General features: G+C 54.8%; 20 protein-coding genes. 12 read left to right on the top strand and 8 right to left on the bottom strand.

What is annotated here, in order from left to right; all coding sequences use genetic code 11:
• Positions 1-59: 59 nt before the first annotated feature.
• From ACI48J_RS04130 to ACI48J_RS04150, 5 genes are all read left to right on the top strand, one after another.
• Positions 60-524: a chemotaxis protein CheX gene (locus ACI48J_RS04130; protein ID WP_326054646.1), complete on the top strand. Its 465-nt coding sequence runs from the start codon at positions 60-62 to the stop codon at positions 522-524.
• Between the two features lie 43 nt (positions 525-567).
• Positions 568-741, top strand: a complete 174-nt coding sequence (locus tag ACI48J_RS04135; RefSeq protein WP_326054644.1) for a hypothetical protein — start codon at positions 568-570, stop codon at positions 739-741.
• Positions 738-2,342 (top strand): methyl-accepting chemotaxis protein, encoded by a 1,605-nt coding sequence (locus tag ACI48J_RS04140; RefSeq protein WP_405081829.1) that lies wholly within the window; start codon positions 738-740, stop codon positions 2,340-2,342. The genes ACI48J_RS04135 and ACI48J_RS04140 overlap by 4 nt, the downstream gene beginning before the upstream one ends.
• Positions 2,343-2,430: 88 nt before the next feature.
• Positions 2,431-2,859 (top strand): chemotaxis protein CheW, encoded by a 429-nt coding sequence (locus ACI48J_RS04145; RefSeq protein WP_405081830.1) that lies wholly within the window; start codon positions 2,431-2,433, stop codon positions 2,857-2,859.
• 12 nt (positions 2,860-2,871) lie between these two features.
• The gene (locus tag ACI48J_RS04150; RefSeq protein WP_405081831.1) at positions 2,872-5,178 is read left to right on the top strand and encodes a chemotaxis protein CheW; all 2,307 of its coding nucleotides are present in this window, start codon (positions 2,872-2,874) and stop codon (positions 5,176-5,178) included.
• A 376-nt stretch (positions 5,179-5,554) separates the two neighbouring features.
• On the opposite strand, the gene ACI48J_RS04155 is transcribed toward ACI48J_RS04150, so the two are convergent.
• Positions 5,555-7,066 (bottom strand): serine/threonine protein kinase, encoded by a 1,512-nt coding sequence (locus ACI48J_RS04155; RefSeq protein WP_405081833.1) that lies wholly within the window; start codon positions 7,064-7,066, stop codon positions 5,555-5,557.
• A 471-nt stretch (positions 7,067-7,537) separates the two neighbouring features.
• Here ACI48J_RS04155 and ACI48J_RS04160 point away from each other — a divergent pair, with 471 nt between their 5' ends.
• Together ACI48J_RS04160 and ACI48J_RS04165 are read left to right on the top strand one after the other, a co-directional pair.
• The gene (locus tag ACI48J_RS04160) at positions 7,538-9,514 is read left to right on the top strand and encodes a tetratricopeptide repeat protein (protein ID WP_405081834.1); all 1,977 of its coding nucleotides are present in this window, start codon (positions 7,538-7,540) and stop codon (positions 9,512-9,514) included.
• 74 nt (positions 9,515-9,588) lie between these two features.
• Positions 9,589-10,128, top strand: a complete 540-nt coding sequence (locus ACI48J_RS04165; protein ID WP_405081835.1) for an STM3941 family protein — start codon at positions 9,589-9,591, stop codon at positions 10,126-10,128.
• A gap of 122 nt (positions 10,129-10,250) precedes the next feature.
• Here ACI48J_RS04165 and ACI48J_RS04170 read toward each other — a convergent pair whose 3' ends face one another.
• From ACI48J_RS04170 to ACI48J_RS04185, 4 genes are all read right to left on the bottom strand, one after another.
• On the bottom strand, positions 10,251-11,042 hold the full coding sequence (locus ACI48J_RS04170) for an SDR family oxidoreductase (protein ID WP_405081836.1): 792 nt from the start codon (positions 11,040-11,042) through the stop codon (positions 10,251-10,253).
• 113 nt (positions 11,043-11,155) lie between these two features.
• The gene (uxuA, locus tag ACI48J_RS04175; protein WP_405081838.1) at positions 11,156-12,193 is read right to left on the bottom strand and encodes a mannonate dehydratase; all 1,038 of its coding nucleotides are present in this window, start codon (positions 12,191-12,193) and stop codon (positions 11,156-11,158) included.
• Positions 12,194-12,349: 156 nt separating this feature from the next.
• A complete protein-coding gene (locus ACI48J_RS04180) occupies positions 12,350-13,057 on the bottom strand; it encodes a GntR family transcriptional regulator (RefSeq protein WP_405081839.1) in 708 nt (235 codons plus the stop codon).
• A 219-nt stretch (positions 13,058-13,276) separates the two neighbouring features.
• A complete protein-coding gene (locus tag ACI48J_RS04185) occupies positions 13,277-14,239 on the bottom strand; it encodes an acetylxylan esterase (protein WP_405081840.1) in 963 nt (320 codons plus the stop codon).
• Between the two features lie 200 nt (positions 14,240-14,439).
• On the opposite strand from ACI48J_RS04185, the gene ACI48J_RS04190 reads away from it, so the two are divergent.
• Positions 14,440-14,901: a GNAT family N-acetyltransferase gene (locus ACI48J_RS04190; protein ID WP_326054629.1), complete on the top strand. Its 462-nt coding sequence runs from the start codon at positions 14,440-14,442 to the stop codon at positions 14,899-14,901.
• Between the two features lie 60 nt (positions 14,902-14,961).
• On the opposite strand, the gene ACI48J_RS04195 is transcribed toward ACI48J_RS04190, so the two are convergent.
• Positions 14,962-16,122 carry a Gfo/Idh/MocA family protein gene (locus tag ACI48J_RS04195; RefSeq protein WP_405081841.1) on the bottom strand — a complete coding sequence of 387 codons (1,161 nt, stop codon included), beginning with the start codon at positions 16,120-16,122 and terminating at the stop codon, positions 14,962-14,964.
• A gap of 164 nt (positions 16,123-16,286) precedes the next feature.
• Here ACI48J_RS04195 and ACI48J_RS04200 point away from each other — a divergent pair, with 164 nt between their 5' ends.
• Both ACI48J_RS04200 and ybaK read left to right on the top strand, forming a co-directional pair.
• Positions 16,287-17,291, top strand: coding sequence for a helix-turn-helix domain-containing protein (locus tag ACI48J_RS04200; protein WP_405081843.1), 1,005 nt, complete (start codon positions 16,287-16,289; stop codon positions 17,289-17,291).
• Between the two features lie 29 nt (positions 17,292-17,320).
• The gene (gene ybaK, locus ACI48J_RS04205) at positions 17,321-17,800 is read left to right on the top strand and encodes a Cys-tRNA(Pro) deacylase (protein ID WP_405081845.1); all 480 of its coding nucleotides are present in this window, start codon (positions 17,321-17,323) and stop codon (positions 17,798-17,800) included.
• 158 nt (positions 17,801-17,958) lie between these two features.
• Here the strand turns inward: ybaK and ACI48J_RS04210 are convergent, their stop codons facing one another.
• The gene (locus tag ACI48J_RS04210; protein ID WP_405083181.1) at positions 17,959-18,657 is read right to left on the bottom strand and encodes a peptidylprolyl isomerase; all 699 of its coding nucleotides are present in this window, start codon (positions 18,655-18,657) and stop codon (positions 17,959-17,961) included.
• Between the two features lie 254 nt (positions 18,658-18,911).
• Here ACI48J_RS04210 and ACI48J_RS04215 point away from each other — a divergent pair, with 254 nt between their 5' ends.
• Together ACI48J_RS04215 and ACI48J_RS04220 are read left to right on the top strand one after the other, a co-directional pair.
• The gene (locus ACI48J_RS04215; RefSeq protein ID WP_405081846.1) at positions 18,912-19,457 is read left to right on the top strand and encodes a glutathione peroxidase; all 546 of its coding nucleotides are present in this window, start codon (positions 18,912-18,914) and stop codon (positions 19,455-19,457) included.
• 517 nt (positions 19,458-19,974) lie between these two features.
• Positions 19,975-20,694 (top strand): hypothetical protein, encoded by a 720-nt coding sequence (locus tag ACI48J_RS04220; RefSeq protein WP_405081848.1) that lies wholly within the window; start codon positions 19,975-19,977, stop codon positions 20,692-20,694.
• Positions 20,695-20,778: 84 nt separating this feature from the next.
• Here the strand turns inward: ACI48J_RS04220 and ACI48J_RS04225 are convergent, their stop codons facing one another.
• A complete protein-coding gene (locus ACI48J_RS04225) occupies positions 20,779-21,240 on the bottom strand; it encodes a hypothetical protein (RefSeq protein ID WP_377662782.1) in 462 nt (153 codons plus the stop codon).
• Between the last annotated feature and the right edge of the window lie 18 nt (positions 21,241-21,258).

Consider the following 21,258-nt stretch of genomic DNA (forward strand, 5'->3'; position numbering starts at 1 on the left):
TTCACAGCGAAAGTCCCTGGCGGAGATCATTTTATACACATAAAGGGTGGTTGATTAAAGTGCAGAATCCTAACGGAGTTAAAGATTTGCTGAACAGCACCATCGCATCGATGAGCCAGGTTTTTCCCATCCCCATCGACACGAAGCCTCCCAGTATGCTGCAAAATGCGGTCATCCAGGGCGAGATCGGGGTGTTGATCGGGATTGTTGGCGATGTCGAAGGGAGACTGGTGATCGAAGGAGATATGCAAACGTTCGGGAAACTGGGACAATCCATGTTTGGCATGCCTCTTGAAGGTGAAATGCTCCATAGTTTTGTAGGGGAAATGGCGAATATGATTGCCGGAAATACGTCGGCGATTATTTATCAGAAGGGGCACAAGATCGATATTACCCCGCCCACCGTCATGGTAGGACAAATGCAGCTTTACGGATTCGAGAAGGGGATTTCAATAGCGGTCACCCTCCAGGAAGTCGGAACCATTCATATGATCCTTCTTTTGCAGAAATCCGAAGCCGCATAAAAAATGTCTCGGTAAATCAATAACTTAAAGTAGGGGAGTACACATGGAAAAAAAGAGATTAATAAGAGCGCTGTGGGACAATTCCAGAAGAACCGATTACCGTCCGGAAAGAAATGAGGGAGAATTAACGAGTGAAGAAATAGACGACATTCTGCACGATCTGGAGGCTGAGCTCAAAGTGATTGAAGGACGCAAAGGCAGGAGGTACGGACAATGAAATGGTACCGTAATTTAAAGACGTCCGCAAAGCTCGTGTCGGCTTTTGTATTAATCGCCCTTCTGCTGGTGTTCACAGGTTGTTTCGGACTCGTTAATATGAGCAAAATCAACGACAACCTGAGCAGCATGTATGAGGATAACCTGGTTCCGCTTCGGCTCGTTTCGGACGCTTCCTTCTATTATCAACTCATAAGAACGGATCTTCGGGATATGAAAGATCTTGCGGATACTCCGGCCCAGAAAGACGAGTACAAGAAAAAAATCGACGAGAACGTGAAGAAAATCGGCGAAAAAATAGGGGCTTACGAGAAAACGGACGTTACCCAGGGGGAAATAGATCTGCTTAAGGCTTTTCATTCCGCATGGGAAAGCCACCAAAAGCAGCTGGAGGAGGCCGTTAAAATCGCCTACGGCGATGACCGGGAAACGTTTAAGGCCCTGCTCGCGGGCGGAAGCTTCAAAACCAAGGGCGATGAAGTCATGAAGATTTTCGACGACATGTTCGAGATTAATGTGAAGCTGGCGGAAGAACGCAACGCCGAAGGAGCCGCTTTGTACAAAAACTCCAGAAACGTGACTTTGGCGGTTATGATTGCGGCCTTCCTGATCTCCGTCGGATTGGGATACGCTATCGCACGGATCATTTCCCGGCCGCTTAACCGGGTGGTCGGTCTGGTAGGTAAAGTATCCGCAGGGGATTTGACCGAAGTCACGGATATCGATACGCGCGACGAAATCGGACAGCTGGCCAAATCCGTGAACGAAATGGTCTACAGCCTGCGAAGCACCGTGGGCGGTATACTGACGTCGGCCGAGAGTGTGTCTGCGGCAGCCGAGCAGATTTCGGCGAGCACGCAGGAAGTCGCCAGCGGAAGTATGAGTCAAGCCAACGCCGCGCAAACCATCCATGAGCTGTTCAAGGAGCTGTCCACCGCGATTACATCGGTCGCCACCAGCGCCGAACAAGCTTCGGAGGTATCTTCGGATGCGTTAAATATCGCCCAGCAGGGCGGCAAGATCGTGAATTCGTCCATCGAGAGCATGAACCAGGTCAACGAGCAGGTGTCCAGACTCGAAGAGGATTCCAACAAAATCGGGGAGATTATCGAAGTGATCGACGATATCGCCGAGCAGACCAATCTGCTTGCCCTGAATGCGGCCATCGAAGCGGCGCGCGCGGGGGACCAGGGACGCGGGTTCGCGGTCGTCGCGGACGAAGTCCGCAAGCTCGCCGAACGGAGCGGGGAAGCGACGAAGCAGATTACCGCGATTATCAAGGGCATGCAGGAGAATACGCGCCAGAGCGTCAAAGCGGTCGGCGACGGCGTGGTTCTGTCCCGTCAGACGGGCGAATCGTTCCATCACATTATCGGCATGGTGAACGAGTCGGCCAATAAGGTGATGGAGATTGCCGCGGCAAGCGAGCAGCAGGCGGCGCAGTCCTCCGAGGTTATGTCGTCGATCGAGAGCATCTCCGCCGTAACCGAGCAGTCGGCGGCAAGCAGCGAAGAGACGGCCTCGACGGCCCAGTCGCTCGCCGGATTGGCGGAAGAGCTTAACCGGACGGTAGCGGTGTTTAAAATCAGCAAATCCGCCTAGCGAGGCAGGGACCCCAGTCAGCCTGATTGGGGTTATTCTTTTAACGGCGGGAGCCGGATTCCGTATGAACGACGGGGAGGACCTTTTTATGCAGGGAAATGGGCAGGAGCAATATGTGGCGTTCGGCATCGACCGGGAACAGTACGCCATCCGGATTTACGATATTCACGAGATTATTAAAATGCAGGCCGTTACGGCCATCCCTAATGTAAAGCCTTATGTCAAAGGGGTAATCAATCTGAGGGGGCGGATCGTCCCGGTCATCTCCCTTCGGACCTTGTTCGGAATGGAAGAAACGGAGCCGACGAAGGCTTCCCGAATTGTCGTGGTTCATCATCGGGAGGATACCGTCGGGATTATGGTGGATTATGTGAGCAAAGTGACGACCTTCACGGACATTCAGCCTCCTCCGGAACGGGTGGGCGGCGTGCAGGGCGGATTTTTTACGGGAATCGGGCTTGCGGACAGCGGCCTGGCCGGGATATTGAAACTGGACGAAGTTCTGCTTCACGAATAGGAGTTGACTGGTATGTTGTCCGAGTACAGGGAAATCTTTCTGGAGGAGCTGGAAGAACAGCTTCAGGTCATGGACGGGGAGATTCTGAAGCTGGAGCAGTCCGGTGAGTCCGGGACCGTCATTCAAAGTCTGTTCCGGGCCGCTCATACGATCAAAGGATCGTCGGCGGCGATGGGCTTCGAGGAGATGAAGCAGTTAACCCACGAGATGGAACATTTGCTGGACCGGGTTAGAAGCGGGCAGCTTGCCGTGTCCGGCGCTTTGATCGATCTTCTGTTTACCGCGCTGGATATTCTCAAGCAGCTTAAGCGCGACATCGTGGGCGGGGAGCCGTCTTCTGCAGATATTTCGGACTGTGTCCGGGCGCTGAGGAGCTTCGGCGGTGAAGATCCGGGCCAGGACGGAGATAGGCCGGATGCCAAGGAAATGCCCGCTCATCGCGGCAAACCGTCTCTTTCGCTCGATTTGGGATTGAGGGTGCAGGAGCGGATGGAGCTCGGTCAAAAGCTGTTCTGGGTGGATATCCGGATTGCTTCCGAATGCCTGATCCGCGGGGCCCGGGCGTACGTTATCCATTCGGCGCTGAATGAGCACGGCGATGTGCTCCTGGCCGATCCGGAACCGGAAGGTCTGGACGAGGAGGGCCCCGGGGACCTGCTTTTCCTGTATGCGGGAAATCAGTCCCGGGAGGAACTGCAGGCGTTCGCGGACGGCCTCATGGAGGTTGAACGGGCCGTGGTGGAGCCGCTTGCGCAAGAGGAAGCGGCGCTAAGCGGAACCGGGGCCGCAGAGCGTACGGCGGACAGCGCCGCGGCCGCAGTGAACGCGGCGGATGCAGCAGGCGCCGGGGGCCGAGCAGGCGGCGTCGTGTCCGCAGAGGAATCCGCAGGCCCGGCGGGCAGCACTGCGGGCGTGGGAAACAGCGGAGTCGCCGCAGCGAACACGGCAGGCCCTGCGCGCAGCGCCGCGGCTTCGGCGGGCGCAGCAGGCGGTCCGGCGGCCGCGGCAGATCCCGCGTGGAGCACGGCCAGCGCCATGGGCGCCGCCGCAGACGCGCCGCCGCACGCCACGGCTCCGGCCGTCCGGCCGTCGTCCGAGGATGCTTCCGCTCCGGCGAAGGCCAAGTCTCCGACGATCCGTGTGAGCGTCGAGCGGCTTGAACACCTGATGAACCTGGTCGGAGAACTCGTGATCGACCAGACACGCATTCATCAGGTGGAGCGGACGCAGCGGCGGCGTTTCGCCGACGAGACCGTCGACGAGCTGGGCGACATTGCCGATCATCTGTCGCGGATAATCGGCGATCTGCAGGAAAGCGTCATGAAGACGCGAATGCTGCCGATCGAACAGCTCTTCAACCGCTTTCCCCGCATGATCCGGGATCTATCCCGCATGCTGGGCAAGGAGATCGAGCTCGTCCTCGAAGGAAAGGATACTGAGCTGGACCGGACGCTCATCGAGGAGATCGCCGACCCGCTTATCCACTTAATCCGCAACGCGGTGGATCACGGGATCGAGAAGCCGGAGGTCCGGACGCTGTCCGGCAAAAACGCCGGAGGCGTCCTCACGATCCGGGCCGCCCACGAAGACAACCAGGTCGTCATCTACGTGCAGGACGACGGAGCGGGGATCGATCCCGCCCGGATGATCCGTTCCGCGCTGGAGAAGGGGGTCATCACCCGGGAAGAAGCCGGACAGCTAAGCGATCGGGAAGCCGTGGAGCTTATTTTCCGCCCGGGTTTTTCAACCGCAAGCACAGTAAGCGACGTATCCGGCAGGGGCGTCGGAATGGATATCGTCCGCAGCCACATCGAGAAGCTGAACGGGCTGATCGACATCGAAACCCGCCTCGGACAAGGAACCTGCTTCAAAATCAAGCTTCCCCTGACACTGGCCATTATCGTGGGCCTTCAGGTCAAACTCGGCGGACGGACCTTCATTGTCCCGATGAGCAACATCGCGGAGATCGTCCGCGTGAACCCGGATGAGATCCGCAGCATCCAGGGCCAGTCGGTCATCGTGCTGCGCAATCAGGTCATTCCGGTTGCCCGGCTTCACGATTACCTCCAGATCCCGTACAGGGCGAATCCGGGCAGCCACATTCCGCTCGTTATCGTGGGATCGGCCGAGAAACGCCTCGCTCTGGTGGTCGACGAACTGATCGGCAACCAGGAGATCGTCATCAAGTCGCTGGGGCCTTTTATCGGAAAAGTCGACGGCATCGCCGGGGCGACCATTCTGGGCGACGGAAACGTGGCCCTTATCCTGGAGATTGCTTCCATCATCGGCAGGATAGGCAGCCAAAGGTTGTTGCCCTGATTAAGCGTTTTGGGGCCTGCCTTTTTGGTTCGGTGGTGGATGTAGCTTCGCAGGAGGCGTTGGAAGGATGAGTTGAAGGTGTTCGATGAAAATAAAGTATTAGATTGGAGTCGTTAATTTATCGTAGTTTTTGAATTGAAGAATCGTCAGCTTTTAAAAAATAAGTTTTAGACTGATCTATTAAAAGAAGCAGCGGCGGACCAAGACTTGATAAATAAAGTCTTAGTCCGCCGCTGTTGTTATTCAACTAACGTTTTCCGTTATAGCTTAATATTCGGAGTGCTTTTGACCCACGGTAGTGTATAGAGGTTCTAGTCGTCAGACAACACCTCAATACATAAAACACCCGGTTGGAAATTTGACCAACTTTACTTTATTACTGACGCCACGTTCCGCTTGTGTTTCTTTCTGGCATGGATGAAGGGGAAGACAATTGGTTCACTGCTCCCTGTGCGAACCAAGTCATCCACCTATCAAGAAATTCATTTTCATTGCCAATTTGAATTGGGGTGAATGGCCAAGCCACTTGAAATTCCGTTAATGCTCGACTAAGAGCTTTTCCGGACTCTACACCGGGTGAGAGGGAAAATGGATTTTGGAGCCGTGTCCCATTGAATATTGGCGTAAACATATATGCGGTTTCGTACCAATGAAATACCCCTTCTTCTTCAGCGTCACAATACCAGAGTGAATGCCCTCTTCCCTCGTATTGATAGCGGTTTGCTGGAATTCGAACTTCAATTGAAGCATGTGCCAGCACCTGAAAGGCTGGCTTAAAATGCCCCCAATTGTTGTTATTGGTCTCTTCAACAGGCTGAACTGTTAGTGTGGAAGGGCCTAATTTGGCGGACAAACCATGTGAGTAGTCCCCGCTACTGTCAAGGATATGGACCTTCCGTGTCGTCCCAACAATCGACTTGTTCCTTATTTGTTCTATCGTTGCGTTCGGAGCATTATCACGGATTGATTGTTCTAATTGGTTGAGGACCATAGAAAAAATTTGACTTGCGGATTTTACAATCTTTCTTTTTCGCTGATTCTCATCTTCAGCTACTGACCGTGCAGCCATTTCACTGGCTATTTGTTGAGACTGAGCTAAATTAGCTGACTGTAGAAGTGAAGCACCTCCAGATGAGGGGCGAAGGATTGGAGCAAGACGAGCCAAGAAGTTTTCAGCTAACGGCCGTACTTCTGGGGCCTTCATCAGACACTGAGCTACTAAAGCTGTTAAAAGCGGCGGGCAACCAGTCAACTGAGGAGAAATCTGCGTTAAATGTTCTTGCCTCGGATCAATACCGGGAAACGGTCGTCGACCTGTGATTAGTTCAAAACCAATAACGCCCAACGAATACATATCCGAGGCTGTAGTAGCACGGTAATATTGCCATCTTTCCGGTGCGTTGTAGGCAGCCGTCCAAGAGAACTTATGAGTGTCTGCTGCAGTCGAAGCTTCTGCATATCGTGCTATCCCGAAATCGGATATACACCATTGTCCATTATAAAGCAGGATGTTCTCTGGTTTAAGATCTCTGTGAACAACCTTACCATTAATATCAGACAATGCTGTAGCTATGTCTGATAAGACATTCACAGCTTCAGAAACAGATAAACTCCCTCTCTCACTAAGATGGTCACGTAAAGACTTTTCTCCCCGTGGCATCAAAAGAACCCAGTTATCCTCAAATTCACCGGAATCAATTATGGGGATGATGTTACGAACACCAGTAAGATCTTCAAACAAAAGCTCACGATCTGCGCCAGGCGTCTTTGGAATGAGTTTAATTGCTTTTATATCACCGTTTTCATTTTTAGCTTCAAAAACTCTTCCAAAGCCACCACTTCCGAGTGGAGATCCAAGCGTCCAACTTTGTTTCAGATCAATTTCCATCCTAATTTGACACCCCTGATTAATATTTTGAACAGTCCCAATAACAATTAAGCTCTTTATAATAGAATAACAAAAGTCTAGCAGGCTTGTCCTTCAAAAGTCTATAAATTAACCATGTAGCTGATTATTAGAGCCGATGCAGCATACCCCATACGCGTAGTTTTCTCCCGGCCCTTCTTATTCGTTAGTCCTTTACCGGAAGCCTGCCGGTTGAAGGGCTATTTTTGCTTCCTTTTAGCATCTCTTCATAAAAACGTATACCTCCCCCGAGTAAAAATTTGTATAATAAAAGGATAGCTGTACCGGAAGAGCGTACGAAGGCGGGTTCCTTTGACGTTCTTTTCCTGCATCGGGATCTTGCGGAGCTTTTGAAACGTGCCGGAACAAGCGACGTATGAAACCGTGTTTCATTTTAACGATTTCAGGTATACTTACTTACTGCCGGATGAACAAACAGAGGGAGGGAAGACCGTGAAGCTTTTTAACGGCTATTACATAAAAAAAGGCAGACAGTACATAAAAGAAGGAAATTTCGCGAAAGCGCTCGAGTATTACGAAAAAGCCGATTACGGCAAGCTGGACACCGCCGAAAAGGTTCAAGTCGCGGAGGTTTATCACGAGTGTGGGCGTACGGAACACGCGCTGTCTCTCCTGGGAGATATTATCGGGCGGGTGAGTTCGGATAAGGCCCATGAGCGGCGGGCGCATATTTTGCACGAAATCGGCCGGGAAGAAGAAGCCATGCGGGATATGGACGAGGCCATCCGGCTCAATCCCGAACCTTACATGTACTGGTATACGAGGGGGATATGGCGCAAGGATTTTCAGGATTACGAGGCGGCGTCCGCGGATCTGGAAGAATGCGTCAAGCGCGAGCCCGAGGATTCCGTCGTATCGACCTACTACGAGCTGGGCATGTGCTACTGGCGGATGGAAGATTACGGGCGGGCGGAGGAAACGTTTCGTAAAGTGCTGTCGTATCCCGACCGGGACATTCCCATTTTCCATTACAGGCTTGGAAAAACGCTGGAGAATCTGGGCCGGCCGGAAGAAGCCGCCTCTTCTATGCGCAAGGCCGTCGACCAGGTGATCGAATGGGAATACATATCGGACAAGGGGCAGCGGCTCGTGCTCACCCGGACCGGCTACGGTGCGGGAGCTTTCCGGATTTTCACGGAAGAGGTGGAACGCACCTGCGGATTCCGCAAGGATCTGGCGGGTCTTTACGCCGGTCTGAAACGGTACGGGGAAGCTTTGGAAGAGATCAACCGCGCTCTTGAAGCCTACCCGGACAACGACGGTTTGTACCTGCAGCGTGTGGCGGTCTACCGCAATTCGGGGCGCTGGGAGGACGCGGAGCGCGAACTGGATGTTCTGGAAAAGGAGCGGGACGTGGAGGAGCGGGTCCTGTGGATGGAAAGAGTTCTTCTTTACCGGGCGCAGAACCGGGATTCCGAAGCGGTCCCCCTTCTTCACAAGCTCTACGAGCGGGATTCGGAGAATCCGATCGTCTGCTACTGGCTGGCGGACGCTTACCTGGATCTGGGCCAGACCGAAAAGGCGCTGGAATTCAACAAGCGTCTGCTGGAACTGGAGGACGACGATCCTCTTAACGAGCAGCAGCGGGGTTTGATTCTGGAAGAGACCGGCGCCTACGGGCAGGCGGCCTCCGCTTACGGTCGAGCGATCGCGATGCAGGACCGGGCGGATTTCCGCATGAAGCGCAGCTATGCTTATTTCATGGACTCCCGCTTTGACGAGGCCCTGATGGATCTGCACCATGCGGCGGAGCTGGAGCCCGGCATTTCCGAAGGGGCCGGCTACCATCATGCGATGGGCCGGGTGCTTGAGGAGATGGGCCATCTGGACATGGCCATCGCTTCGTTTACGAAAGCGATCGACATTCAGCCGGAGCATGCGGCCTATTACGAGAGCCGGGCGAAATGCTACCTTACTCTGCGCGAGCTGGAGAAAGCGGAGCTGGACTGCATCGTCGGCTACGATAAGGATGCCTCCTATACGGATCTGATCAGTCTGCGGGGCAATGTGCTGTACTTGAAAAAAGAGTACGCCGAATCACGCAACCTCGCCAGCCAGTTTTCGAGACTTCATCCCGACAGTCCTTCGGCTTTTTTCAATCTGGGTATCGTCTGTTTCAAGCTGGAGGGAGAAGAGGATGCGGCACGCAACGCTTTCGACCAGGCTTTGGCCCTGGACCCGTCCTACGGCGCCTGTTATATTTACAAGGCTTATCTGGATTACGGCCGGCTGGATTTCAAGGAGGCGATCGAGAATCTGGCCAACTGGAGCCTGTTCACGTTCCCGGAGCTTTCGCTGGAGGAAAGGCTGGAGCATCTGGAGGAGCTCGACGGGCTGAACGAAACGGTGTTGGAAGGAGCGGCACGGCGCATTACCGAGCTGTATCAGGGACACGTGTATCTGTCTTAAATGCGTCTGTGTGTTTCAACTTGCGCGAGGCTTGTTATATAACGGATAGAGGGAAAAATTAGGGGGGATTGTTTTTGCAGCCGGTTCATCAGCCTAATGATTTGATCATTTATCCGAGTACCAAAAAAACGATCGGGCTTGTTTTGGCCGCACTCGTTTTTGTCGTTCTGGGCGTCGTATTTATAGGAATGGGACAGTCGGAAGAGGAAAATTCCCTGGGGCTTGTGGTGATCGGGGGGATCAGCGTCGTCTTTTTCGGGGCGTGTCTGGCGTATCTGGTTTACCGGCTCTTTAACCGGAAGCCTTCTATTATCGTGAACGATGAAGGAATTGTGGACCACTCGTCGGCTATCGGCGGGGGTGAGCTAAGATGGGCGGATATCGAGGAGATTATGTTGTACGACTATATGGGCCAGCGGTTTATCGGCATCCGTCTTCACGACGCGGAAACGTATCTGGCCCGGCAGAGCGGATTCAAGAAAGCGCTCATGAAAGCGAATCAGGGGCTGGTGCAGGCTACGGTCAACATTACGCAGACCGCCGTGAAGATGCCTTTGGAAGAACTGTACGAGCTGATGATGGAAAAATGGGAACGCGACCGCGCCAGTGCCTAAAAAGACCGGCCGCACCCGTGACAATACATAGGGCCCGGACGACGGCAGGCAGGCGCGCCGTACGCCCGGCAAACGCCGAAAGGGCGCTCTCCACGGAAAAATGGAGAGCGCCCTTTGTTCGATCAGCCGCGCAGGAGCGACTCAGCGCCGTCGATGTAGATTTCCGTCCCCGTAACATGGGAGGACTCGTCGGAAGCAAGGAACAGCACGAGATCGGCCACCTGCTCGGGCTTTCCGGGCGCGCCCTTGAGCGGATGATCGCCTTCCGGGAATTCGACCGGAATTTGAACTTCCTTCAAATCGTCGGCCGGATACGTGTTATCGTCGATATTCGTCTCGATTGCGCCCGGACAGATGGCATTTACCCGGATTTTGTACCGGGCAAGCTCCAGGGCCGCCATTTTCATAAAGGCTACCTGACCGGCCTTAGTCGTGGCATAAGTAGAAAAACCGATATTGGAAAAGACGCGGTTGCCGTTAATGGAGCTCGTGATAATGATGCTCCCGCCCTTTTCTTTCAGATGAGGAATCGCGTATTTGACGGTAGCGAACGTTCCGCGCAGATTGATGTTAATCGTCTGCTCCCATTCGTCGATTTCCAGCGTTTCGATCGGAGCTTTGGTTCCGTTGATGCCCGCATTGGCGAACACGATATCGATGCCGCCGAACCGGCTGACCGCCTCTCTGAACCCCTGTTCGATCATCTCCGGTTTGGAAATGTCGCACTCGATCACGAGGGCCTCTCCGCCGGCGCTTTCGATGGTTTTTTTCGTATTCTCCGCGTTATCGGGGGTGCGGTCCAGCATGACGACCCTAGCCCCCTGCTGGGCCAAACGGATGGCTGAAGCTTTGCCGATTCCGGAGCCGCCGCCCGAGACGACGGCCACTTTCCCTTCCAAACGTTTATCCGGCATGTGTATGCCCTCCTTTTCAGCGTGAGTTCCGCCTGTTCGCAAGATCCGAACGGGACAGTAGAACGAGATAAATCCTTTAAGGAATTACCCTCACGCCGGGCGGAGTGAACCAGTTAATGGTTCAGGGCTTCGCGGATGCCGTTCAGGTAGACGATGCCGAGGGCGCGGTCGTAAAGCCCGTAGCCGGGCTTTCCCGTTTCGCCCCAGATCATACGGCCGTGATCGGGCCGCAGAGGACCCTCGAAGCCGACTTCCTTGAGGGCCTTCATCACTTCCACCATGTCGACGGACCCGTGCTCGGAGAGATGGGAGGTTTCGCAGAAGCTTTTGTCCCCGATCCGCTTGATGTTGCGGGCATGGACGAAGTGGATGCGCTTCCGGTGCCCGAAATGACGGAGCATGGCCGGAAAATCGTTGTCCTTGTGCGTGCCCAGCGAACCGCTGCACATGCACAGGCCGTGATTCCGGCTGTCGTAGAGTCCGAGGAGACGGTCGAGGTTCTCCCGGTTCGTAATGATGCGGGGGAGCCCGAAGATCGGCCACGGCGGGTCGTCCGGGTGAATGGCCATTTTGATGCCTTCTTCGTCGGCGACCGGCATGATTTCCCGGATGAAATAAGCGAGGTTCGACCAGAGCTTCTCTTCGTCGACGTTTTTATAATGGTCGAAAAGGGTTTTGAGCTGGTCATCGGTGTAGCTCGTATCCCAGCCGGGAAGTTTCAGCTCGCCTGTAAGCGGATTCATTTTCTGTGCGACTTCTTCTTCGTAGATGAGGGCGTTGGAACCGTCTTCCAGCTCATAGTTGAGTGAGGTGCGGGTCCAGTCGAAGATCGGCATAAAATTGTAGCAGACGGTATCGATGCCGGCTTTGGCCAGGTTGCGCAGCGTTGTTTTGTAGTTGTCGATATAAGCTTGGCGCGAAGGAAGGCCCAGCTTGATATCCTCGTGAATGGGGACGCTTTCAATTACGTCCAGGCGGAGACCGTGATCTTCGATCGTCTGCTTCAAGCGGGTAATTTTGTCGAGCGGCCACGCTTCTCCGACGGGAATATCGTAGATAGCCGATACGATTCCGGTCACGCCGGGGATTTGACGGATGTTCGTTAAGGTTACGGGATCGTTCTCGCCGAACCAGCGAAAGGTCATCTTCAAGGTGATCATCCTCCCAATAAGTGTAGAGGCCTGGGCCCCGGTGCTGCGGGAATCTCCTGCCTTATCCTGCCGACGCTGCATGTTGTATACGGAACGTGAGGGTCTGCTCTTGTATGCTCAAGAGGTAAGGCATCCCGAATCCTGCCGCTTGCGTCCTCAGTCGGTGAAATAGTGGGGAAACTGCTCCCGGAGCTGCGGAATCTCGTGATCCAGGCTGCCGAGATGCTGTTCCAGCAGTTGAACGGTACGCGCTTCGTCTCGCTTTTTCAAGCTGTCGAACAGCGCCAGGTGCTCTTCGACCAGTTTCCGAGTCAGCACCAGTTCCTTCATGGCCAAGTATCTGAGACGGTTCAGATGGCCCCGCATATGGTAAACCACTTCCAGCAGGGTCGCGTTGCCGGTCAGCTCCAGGATGCACTTGTGAAATGCTTCGTCCAGCTGCAGGAACCGAACCACATCCTGATGCTCCGCCGCCTCGCTCTGCTCCCGGAGGATTCGGGTGATCTGTCTCTCCGTCTGCGCGAATTTCTCGGAACTGTCCCAGCTTCCGGCGGCCAGCTTGAAGGCGCTGCTTTCGAGGCTGAGCCGCACAAAGCTGCTTTCCTTCACTTTGGATTCCGAAATGCGGGCGATCTTCTTATGCCTTTGGGGCAGCACCTCGATCAGATGCTCCGTTACAAGAAGCTGGAACGCGTCGCGGATCGGAGTCCGGCTGATCTGGAACGTATCCGCGATTTCACTTTCGTAAATCGTTTGCCCGGGCTCCAGCTTTAACGTAATGATAGAGTCCCGCAAGGCTTCATACGCTTGTTCGCCGAGCGACTTGCCGCTCGTGATGAGGGGGATTTGCCGGGTAGACGCCATGGCACACACCTCCTTTATATGAGAGTCGAATTAAAATAAGTATACGTGTATACACGTATACGCGTCAATGAAAAACGATCCAGATGCTGGAAGGTTACAGATTACTCGATCCGCGTTGAGGCCGCCACCCCCAAAAGCAGATCCTCCGCTATCCGTCCGCATGCTCTGCAGGCAGATAACGTGAGGGCCTGCTTCCAGGTCCGGGCTCGCGGTGCGGCTCTACTGCTCCTCACGGGCCCACTCGGCCAGATATCTTCTGTGCTCCTGCTGCTGCCGCTCGCTGACTTCATGGCCGGAGAAAGGATGCACGTCGATGTGCTTATCCCCTTCGATCCGGTTGTAAGCGGCGAAGATGGCCTCCGGCCAGCACACCATATCCTTGAGCCCGACGGTCATCCGGACAGGCACGCGGATGCGGTGGGCCAGGTTCATCATATCGAAATGGGCGAGCGTTTCGAATACCGGTTCCAGCCGGTCCGGGTTCCGCTTGATAAAATCGGCGGCTTCCTTCAGGGAACCGACCGAGTTCAGCACGCCGAAATCCATGTGGCACATATTCGGGATGTCCGCAACGATCAGCGACACTTTCTCGTGAAGCGCGCCCGTGATCAGCGAGAGTCCTCCGCCTTGGCTGCCGCCGACTACCGCGATTTTGGACGTCCGCACTTCCGGCCGTCCGGCGGCCCACTCGACCGCTTTGTACGCATCCAGCGTAATCGCCATGTAATAGCAGCGGTCTTTGTCGAGGATGTTCTGCGTCATCCAGCCGGAGCTGGTGCCCGCGTCGTAGTCGAGCCGGTTGCCGGTTTCGCCACCCTGGCCTCTCACATCGACGGCAAAAACGGCAAAACCTTGAAGCAGCCAAGCCGCATATCGTTCCGGCAGGCCTTTGTCGACCGTATACCCCGGGAACATAACGAGACAGGGGTAGCTTTTCTTTTGCAGAAAAGAGGGAACCAGAAACCATCCGCGAACAGGAGTTTCGTCAAACCCTTCGTATGTAACGTGATAAGTATCGACTCCGTTCATAAGCGAGTCTCTCTGCTCGACACGGGCGTTGAGGGGCTTATTTTTGAAAAGGTCCAGCTTCTTGTCCCAGAAATGATCGGCTGCGGACGGGTCCAGCGTCAGCGCGGGCTTGTACTGATGAAGAGTATGAATTCTTTTCTCGACGGCATTCATTTCCTAATCCTCCAGCAACTATGAAGTTTTATTCCATTTATTATAAACTCGCGAAGCGGAAAACACACGATGTTTTTGTGCGCGGAAGGACGGGAAGAAACGGACCGATTCGTAAAATAAGGTTGTAACCGGAGCCTGCCGTAACTAAAATGATAGAAAAGCATACACCCAATACCGCTCTATGAAGGAGAACGCCTGTCATGACTACGGATTCGGTCCTCATCAGACCCGCTGCGGCGGAAGATACCCGTCAGCTTCACGATCTTATGATCCAATATATCGTCGATTTCTATAAAAGGCCCCGTCCGGACGAACGCGAGCTGGTGAAGCTCATTGAGCATCTCCGGGAGAATCCGTCCGCCGGTCTGCAGTTTGTAGCGGAAAAAGACGGTACGCTCGTCGGCTTCGCGACGCTGTATTTTTCGTTCAGCACGCTTCAAGTCAAACGCACGGCCGTGCTGAACGACCTCTTCGTCGATGCTTCGGCCCGTGGACATAAAGTCGGAGAGCGGCTGTTCCGCTCGTGTCTCTCCCACATCCGGGAGCATGGCTTCGCCTACATGACGTGGGAAACGGCCAAAGATAATACGGCCGCCCAGTCGTTGTACAACAAAATGGGGGGGCATGTCTCTACGGACTGGCTCGTGTACGAGATCGAGTAAAACGGACAGCAGCCTATCCGTGAGGAACAGGCTGCTTCAGGCGCACGGTGGGGGCCCCGATTATCGCTTCGGCGTGCATACCGCCGGCGTGTCGTACCGGATAGGCCGGAACGTGCCGGATGCTGCGGATTCACGGGCTTGGATGCACATCAAAGCGCTTAACAGGCCGTCGTCCATCGTAGCGACCGGTGAAGCGGCGCCCCGCATCAGCCCGGCGAAATTGGCCGCAAGGGCGGAGTCGCCGCCGAAATGGTTGTCGCCGGCCCCGATCTCGTAAGTCTCCACACGGGGCGTGTGGTGCATGAACACTTTCACCTGGCTCGTGTAAAAATCGAACTCGACGGTACCTTTGTACCCGAGGAAACGCGCTCCTCTGGAAGCGGCCGCCCGGCGGGCGAAGAAATTTTGCGAATACGACACATGCATGCCCGATTCGTAGCGGATCAGCGCGCTGCCGGAATCCTCGTTGCCGGTATCTTCGGCGTATAAGCAGTATTCCCACGTCTCCGGGATATCCTTGGAGGGAAACGCCGTGCTGTCCGGGCAGGTCCGCTTCTCTTCGCAGTCGGCGCATTTCAGGCCCGCAGGTTTCGTCCCTTTGAAAATTTGCTTGGACGTCATGGCGGCCACATCCGTCGGAGCGAGTCGGAGAACCGAATTGATATAGTCGAAGTCGTGTGTCGCCTTTTGGAGGAAAAGTCCGCCTGTTTCGGCTTCGTCCCGATACCAGTTCTGGTAATACACCGCCCCGTACGGCACGTTATTTACGGCCTGCACGTGCTCGACGGTGCCGATTTTGCCGGAGTCGATGATTTCCCGGACCATATTGACGATGGACGTGACCCGCAGGGGGAACGATACCACGACCGGTGAACGAGACGCCTCGTAGCCCTGTTTCAGCAGGAGCAGATCCTCCATCGTTGTCGCGACAGGCTTTTCCAGATACAGCGGCAGATGGCGGGAAAGCACCTTGAGCGCCATGGGCGTATGCAGGGAACAGCGCGTTCCGATCAGAACGCCGTCCAGCCGCTCGTTATCGAGCATCTTGTCGGCGGATGCGTAGAAGGAGATATCCTCCCGTCCTTTTTCACGGAACTGTTCTTGAAGTTCCCCGAGGCGGATATCCGTGATGGCGGTTATTTTGCAGTCCGGGTCTTCCTTCATGATCTCCGACGCAACGTGGCTGATGCGGTCGCCGCAGCCGATTATTCCCAGGTTCATAGAAGCTCCTCTTTTCTGAATCGCATTTGGTAAAGGAATAAAATCCATTACGTTCAGTATAAAAAGGGAAGCCTTCTTTTTCTTTGTCCGAAGGGCCGGATTTTTTGTCCCTTTTAATTCAGAACGGTAAGGGAGGCGAAAGAGTGGAGGAGAAGGAGAGGGAGTTGCGCGAAAAACCTGATGCCCGGGAAGTCCAGGCAGCCCAAGAAGCCCGTGCCTTGGAACTCCAAGAAGTTCCGGCAAGTGGAGAAACCCGGGAAGCCCGGCTTAACCGGATGCAGAGGACGCACCTGGAGCAGGTGATCCGGATCGGCAGCATCATCACGATGTATTATTTCGAACATGGGAAGGACTACGTATTCCGGGGAGAGCGGCATAACTTCTGGGAGTTTCTGTACGTGGACAAGGGAGAGATCGAGGTCGTGACGGACGACGCCGGGCATGTCCTCAAGCAGGGCATGGCTATCTTCCACGAGCCGAACGAATTTCACAGCTTCCGGGCCGCTCCCGGCAGGGCGCCTAATGTTATCGTGCTGACCTTTGACTGCGATTCTCCGGCCATGAACGCTTTTGCGGGCGGGGTGCTGAGGCTGGAGGATGAAGAGAGGGATCTGCTGGCCCGGATTGTCCAGGAAGGGGAGAACGCGTTCGAATTTCCGTTCGAGTATCCGCTGAAGCGGAGAGAGAGGGCTCTGCCCGGTTCCGAGCAGCTGCTGCGCTGCTATCTGGAAGCGTTCCTGATCCGGCTGCTGCGTCAAGCGCCGTTTGACGAGAAAGCCTCTCCCGCCCAGCTGTCATCTCCGGCAAGACAGAAGAATCAGGAGGAGCTGGCGGCCAAAGTGATTGCGTTTATGGAGGCGAATGTGGAATCTCCCGTCACGCTGGATGAAATTTCGCGTCATTTTCATATCGGCAAAACGCTGCTCAAAGAGAGCTTCAAAGCGCAGACCGGCACATCCATTATGAAATATTGGAGCCGGATCAAGATCGGACAGGCTAAGCTCCTGATACGGGAAGAGACGTGCAATTTTACGGAAATCGCCGGCCGTCTCGGATTCGGGAGCGTGCATCATTTTTCCAAAACGTTCAAGAAAGCGTCCGGCATGAGTCCGTCCGAGTATGCCCGTTCCGTGAAAGCGAGAATGGGGCCGGGGAGTGACCGGGCGTAACGATTCTAAAACAGCAGGGAGGCTGAGCGATGGGTACACAAGCCAAAACAAACGCTTGCCGGATGCTCGATAAGCTCGGTATCAAGTATACTCTTCACGAATACGAGTGGGACGAAGATCAGCTTGATGCGGGAACCGTGGCGGGAAAAGTAGGGATCGGAATCGACAGCCTGTATAAAACCCTTGTTTTGCGCGGAGACAAAACGGGGGTTCTGCTGGCCTGCATTCCGGGAGGCAAAGAGCTTCACCTAAAGGCGCTCGCTTCGGTAAGCGGCAACAAGAAGGTGGACATGGCTCCGGTGAAGGAGCTGCAGGCGCTGACCGGCTACATACGGGGCGGAGTATCTCCGCTCGGTATGAAAAAGAACTACCCGCTGTATCTGGAGCGCGCGGCACTGGAGACCGAGCCGGTCAGCATTTCGGCCGGCCGCCGGGGGCTGCAGATTTTCCTCAGCGGGAAGGACCTTGCGGCGGCGGCGGACGCCATCCCGGCCGACATCACGCACTGAGGAGCGCGAAGAGCCCGGAGGGACAGGAGCTTGCCCGGAGGTGTTCCCGCGCGCGCCAAAAGGCCCGCCAGCTTAATTGCTGGCGGGCCTTTCCGGCCTGCACGCATGGTGCGGGCTGACCGGTTTCCGGTTACCGGAGAGCGGCGGCCTGCGGTTGCTTACTTAATCGTTTTCGGCTCCGGATAGTCGACTCCGAGCGTATCCACCGTGACCTTCTTCATTGCCGGCGGAGTTTTCGGACGGTCGTTGGCTTCCGTAGGCTGGTTGACGATCTCGTCGACCGCCTCCATGCCTTCGGTTACTTTACCGAAGGAAGCGTACTGCCCGTCGAGATGCGGAGAGTCCGCTACCATGATGAAGAACTGGGAGCCTGCGGAGTCCGGATCCTGGGCGCGGGCCATCGAGAGGACGCCGCGGGTGTGCTTCAGCTCGTTCTTGAAGCCGTTGGAGGTGAACTCGCCTTTGATGCCGTAACCCGGACCGCCGGCGCCGGTTCCGTCAGGGTCGCCGCCCTGGATCATGAAACCGGGGATGACCCGGTGAAAGATTTTGCCGTCGTAAAATCCTTTTTTGATGAGCGAAATGAAGTTGTTCACCGTATTCGGAGCCACCTCCGGATAAAGCTCCGCTTTGATGATTTTGCCGTTGTCCATTTCGATGGTCACGACCGGGTTTTTGCCGTCCGTCTTCGGCGGCTCCGAACCGCCCGCGGAACCGGCTGCCGTCGGCGACGGCGTCGGAGCCGGAGTTGCCGTGCCGCTCCCGTCCGTTTTCGCTTTACCGCATCCTGCGGCAATGACCAGAAGGGCCATCACGAGAAGCAGAAGACCTGTAAAACCTTTGCGCTTGCCTGTCATGTCATTCATTCCACCTTATCTGCATGTTCTCGTTTCTATCATACCGCTTTTGGATGCCGGATGGAAATTTTGGGAACGGCGGGATGTGCAGACCCCGGGTTTTTGACTTGGTTTTTGGACTGTGCTACATTTAAAATGTACATAAATTGCGGACAATTTAATTTTTGTAAATCAAATAAGAGCCGGGTACCCGCACCACCGTCGGGGAGCCGCCCCTGTAGTGCGGGACCGCAAAAAAATGGAGGATTTTGACGATGAGCGTATACCCTTATTCGGCCAGAAACATTCGCGGAGCGGAAACGAAGCTTGAAGAGTATAAAGGCAGTGTGCTGGTGATCGTCAATACGGCGAGCCAATGCGGATTTACGTCGCAATATGCCGATCTGCAGAAGCTGTACGAGAAATACCGGGACCAGGGACTTGTCGTCCTCGGATTTCCGTGCAACCAGTTCGGCGGGCAGGAACCGGGTACGAACGAGGAAGTCAACACCTTCTGCCAGCTCAACTACGGCGTTACGTTCCCGTTGTTCGAGAAAATCGACGTGCGCGGTGAAGAGAAGCACCCGCTTTTCGCTTATTTGACCGAACAAGCGCCTTTCGAAGGTTTTGACCTGAACCATCCGAGCGGGAAAATGCTGAATGCGTTTCTGTCGGAAAAGCAGCCTCACCTGCTACAGGGCAACGATGTGAAATGGAATTTCACCAAATTCCTCATCGACCGCGAGGGCAACGTCGTGAAGCGCTTCGAATCCGGCGTCGATCCTCTGGATATGCAGCCGGCTGTTGAAGCGGTCCTGTAAAAACGGCGGACGCCGGAAGCATCGCTGTCTGCGGGAAAGTCTCATCCGGCCCAAAAAAAAGGAACCTACGACGTAGGTTCCTCAGATTGCAGACAAACTCCCTTGGTTCCGATGGAAACAAGGGAGTTTGTCTGCAATCTGAGAAGGCCATTAAAGGCCTTCTATTTTTGTGTCAGTTATTAAGGATTACTCGAAAAATGTTTTTGTAACTCTTCAAAAATCCCCCTAAAGGTATGGTGCAAACCGTCTCCGTGGTACCGCAATCGATAGTGGTTACTATCGCGGAGGCCGAGGGCGGGCAATCGCCGCCTCCGGCTGCAACACCTTTTCCGACGCCAACTCCATCGCCTTTGTTTTCTCCTCCGCCATCCGGCGGAACGCCGAGCGCCCATCGGGCGGCCCGCTGAGCGGGAAGGAGAAACCGGCTGTCTCTCCGGCGCCAGTAGACCGGGGTGCTTGCCGCTGCGAGCTCGCAGGCACGCGCTTGAGGGCGGCGGCGGATCGGCCGGGTGACAACGTGATGATAAGAATAATGGCGACAGAAGGGGTGGTAGTTGACGGTTTTTCGCTAGAGTTGCCCGCCAGGGAACTTCTGCTGGCCGAAGACGGAGCGCTGAATCGACTGCAAATCGAATCGGGACTGCTTCAGGCTTCCATTTCCACGAGCGCTTTGGCCAGACTGATATCGTCATCCGGCGGATCGGCGTCGGTTAGGCTGGAGGCCGACAAGCTGGAGCAGAGCACGGGGACCAAGGAACTTAATAGGATTGCTTTGAGCGTGGACGGTTGCGATGTGCAGGAGGCAGGTCTCGTTCGGGGCGAGTTTGCGCTTCGTTTCCCATACGAGGCCAAGGTGGACGAAGACGGCAAACGGCAGATTCTATGCCGAATCGGTGAGGACGGCTCGCTGACTTCGAAGCCGCAAGCAGATAGGCCGAGACGGCTTCTGGCATTGGAAGCAATTCGCAGCCATCCGGCTTCGCCGACGTTGCGGCCGATGCATGGTGTGCCGCGACTGTTGCCGCCGCGCGGTCGATCGGCATCGTGCAAGGGCTCGCCGGCGGCAGCTTCGGCGGCCGCAGGGGGCCGCCGGGCTGCCGGCGCCTGGAGCCGGATGGATACCGGGACCACAGGAGGCGCACGGGACGTTCGCGCTGCAGAGCTGCAGTACACCAGCCAGGAATTACGATCGAGCCGAAGCCGCCGGGGATTCGCTGTCAGCACGCCACCGACCTGAACGGCGAACCGGGTGCGCGGCGCGGAGATCACGGATTTTTATAAAGTAACAATGTTTTTTAATGTTGAGATGTTGCCCTCGTAATTATTCTACTCTTATTTTGAATACGTAGCGTGCATGTCCTTCATCCCACGCAGCATAATAGGAGTACGTATAAACTCCTGGTTTACTAGGAACCTTGATACCATTTGTGAAGTTATCTATTCTTTTAGCATTTGAGATATCATCACCATAAATTTCATCTAACATGCCATAACTTTCTGGTTGGCGATCAAAAGATATTTTAAGTACTGAATTGGCTGGTACAACTTGTGGCTCGTATTCAATGCCTAATGCTGAGGTTGTACCATACTCACTTTCTGAATTCCAAAGATAGGTCAATATTTTAGCAGGTGGTAGTTTTATACTGCTACTTGTGTTCTCAACTTCAATAGTAGATATTGGCAAGGGTTTTGGTGTAGAAGATGTGCATGCAGAGAGTAAAAATACCAGAAATGCTAGGATGATAGGTATCTTGAAATACGCTAGAGTTCCTGCTCTATTCATAAATATTACCTCCAATAA

Origin of the sequence: Paenibacillus chitinolyticus, from assembly GCF_045038035.1 — a bacterium.
Classification (GTDB): Bacteria; Bacillota; Bacilli; order Paenibacillales; family NBRC-103111; genus Paenibacillus_F; species Paenibacillus_F chitinolyticus_A.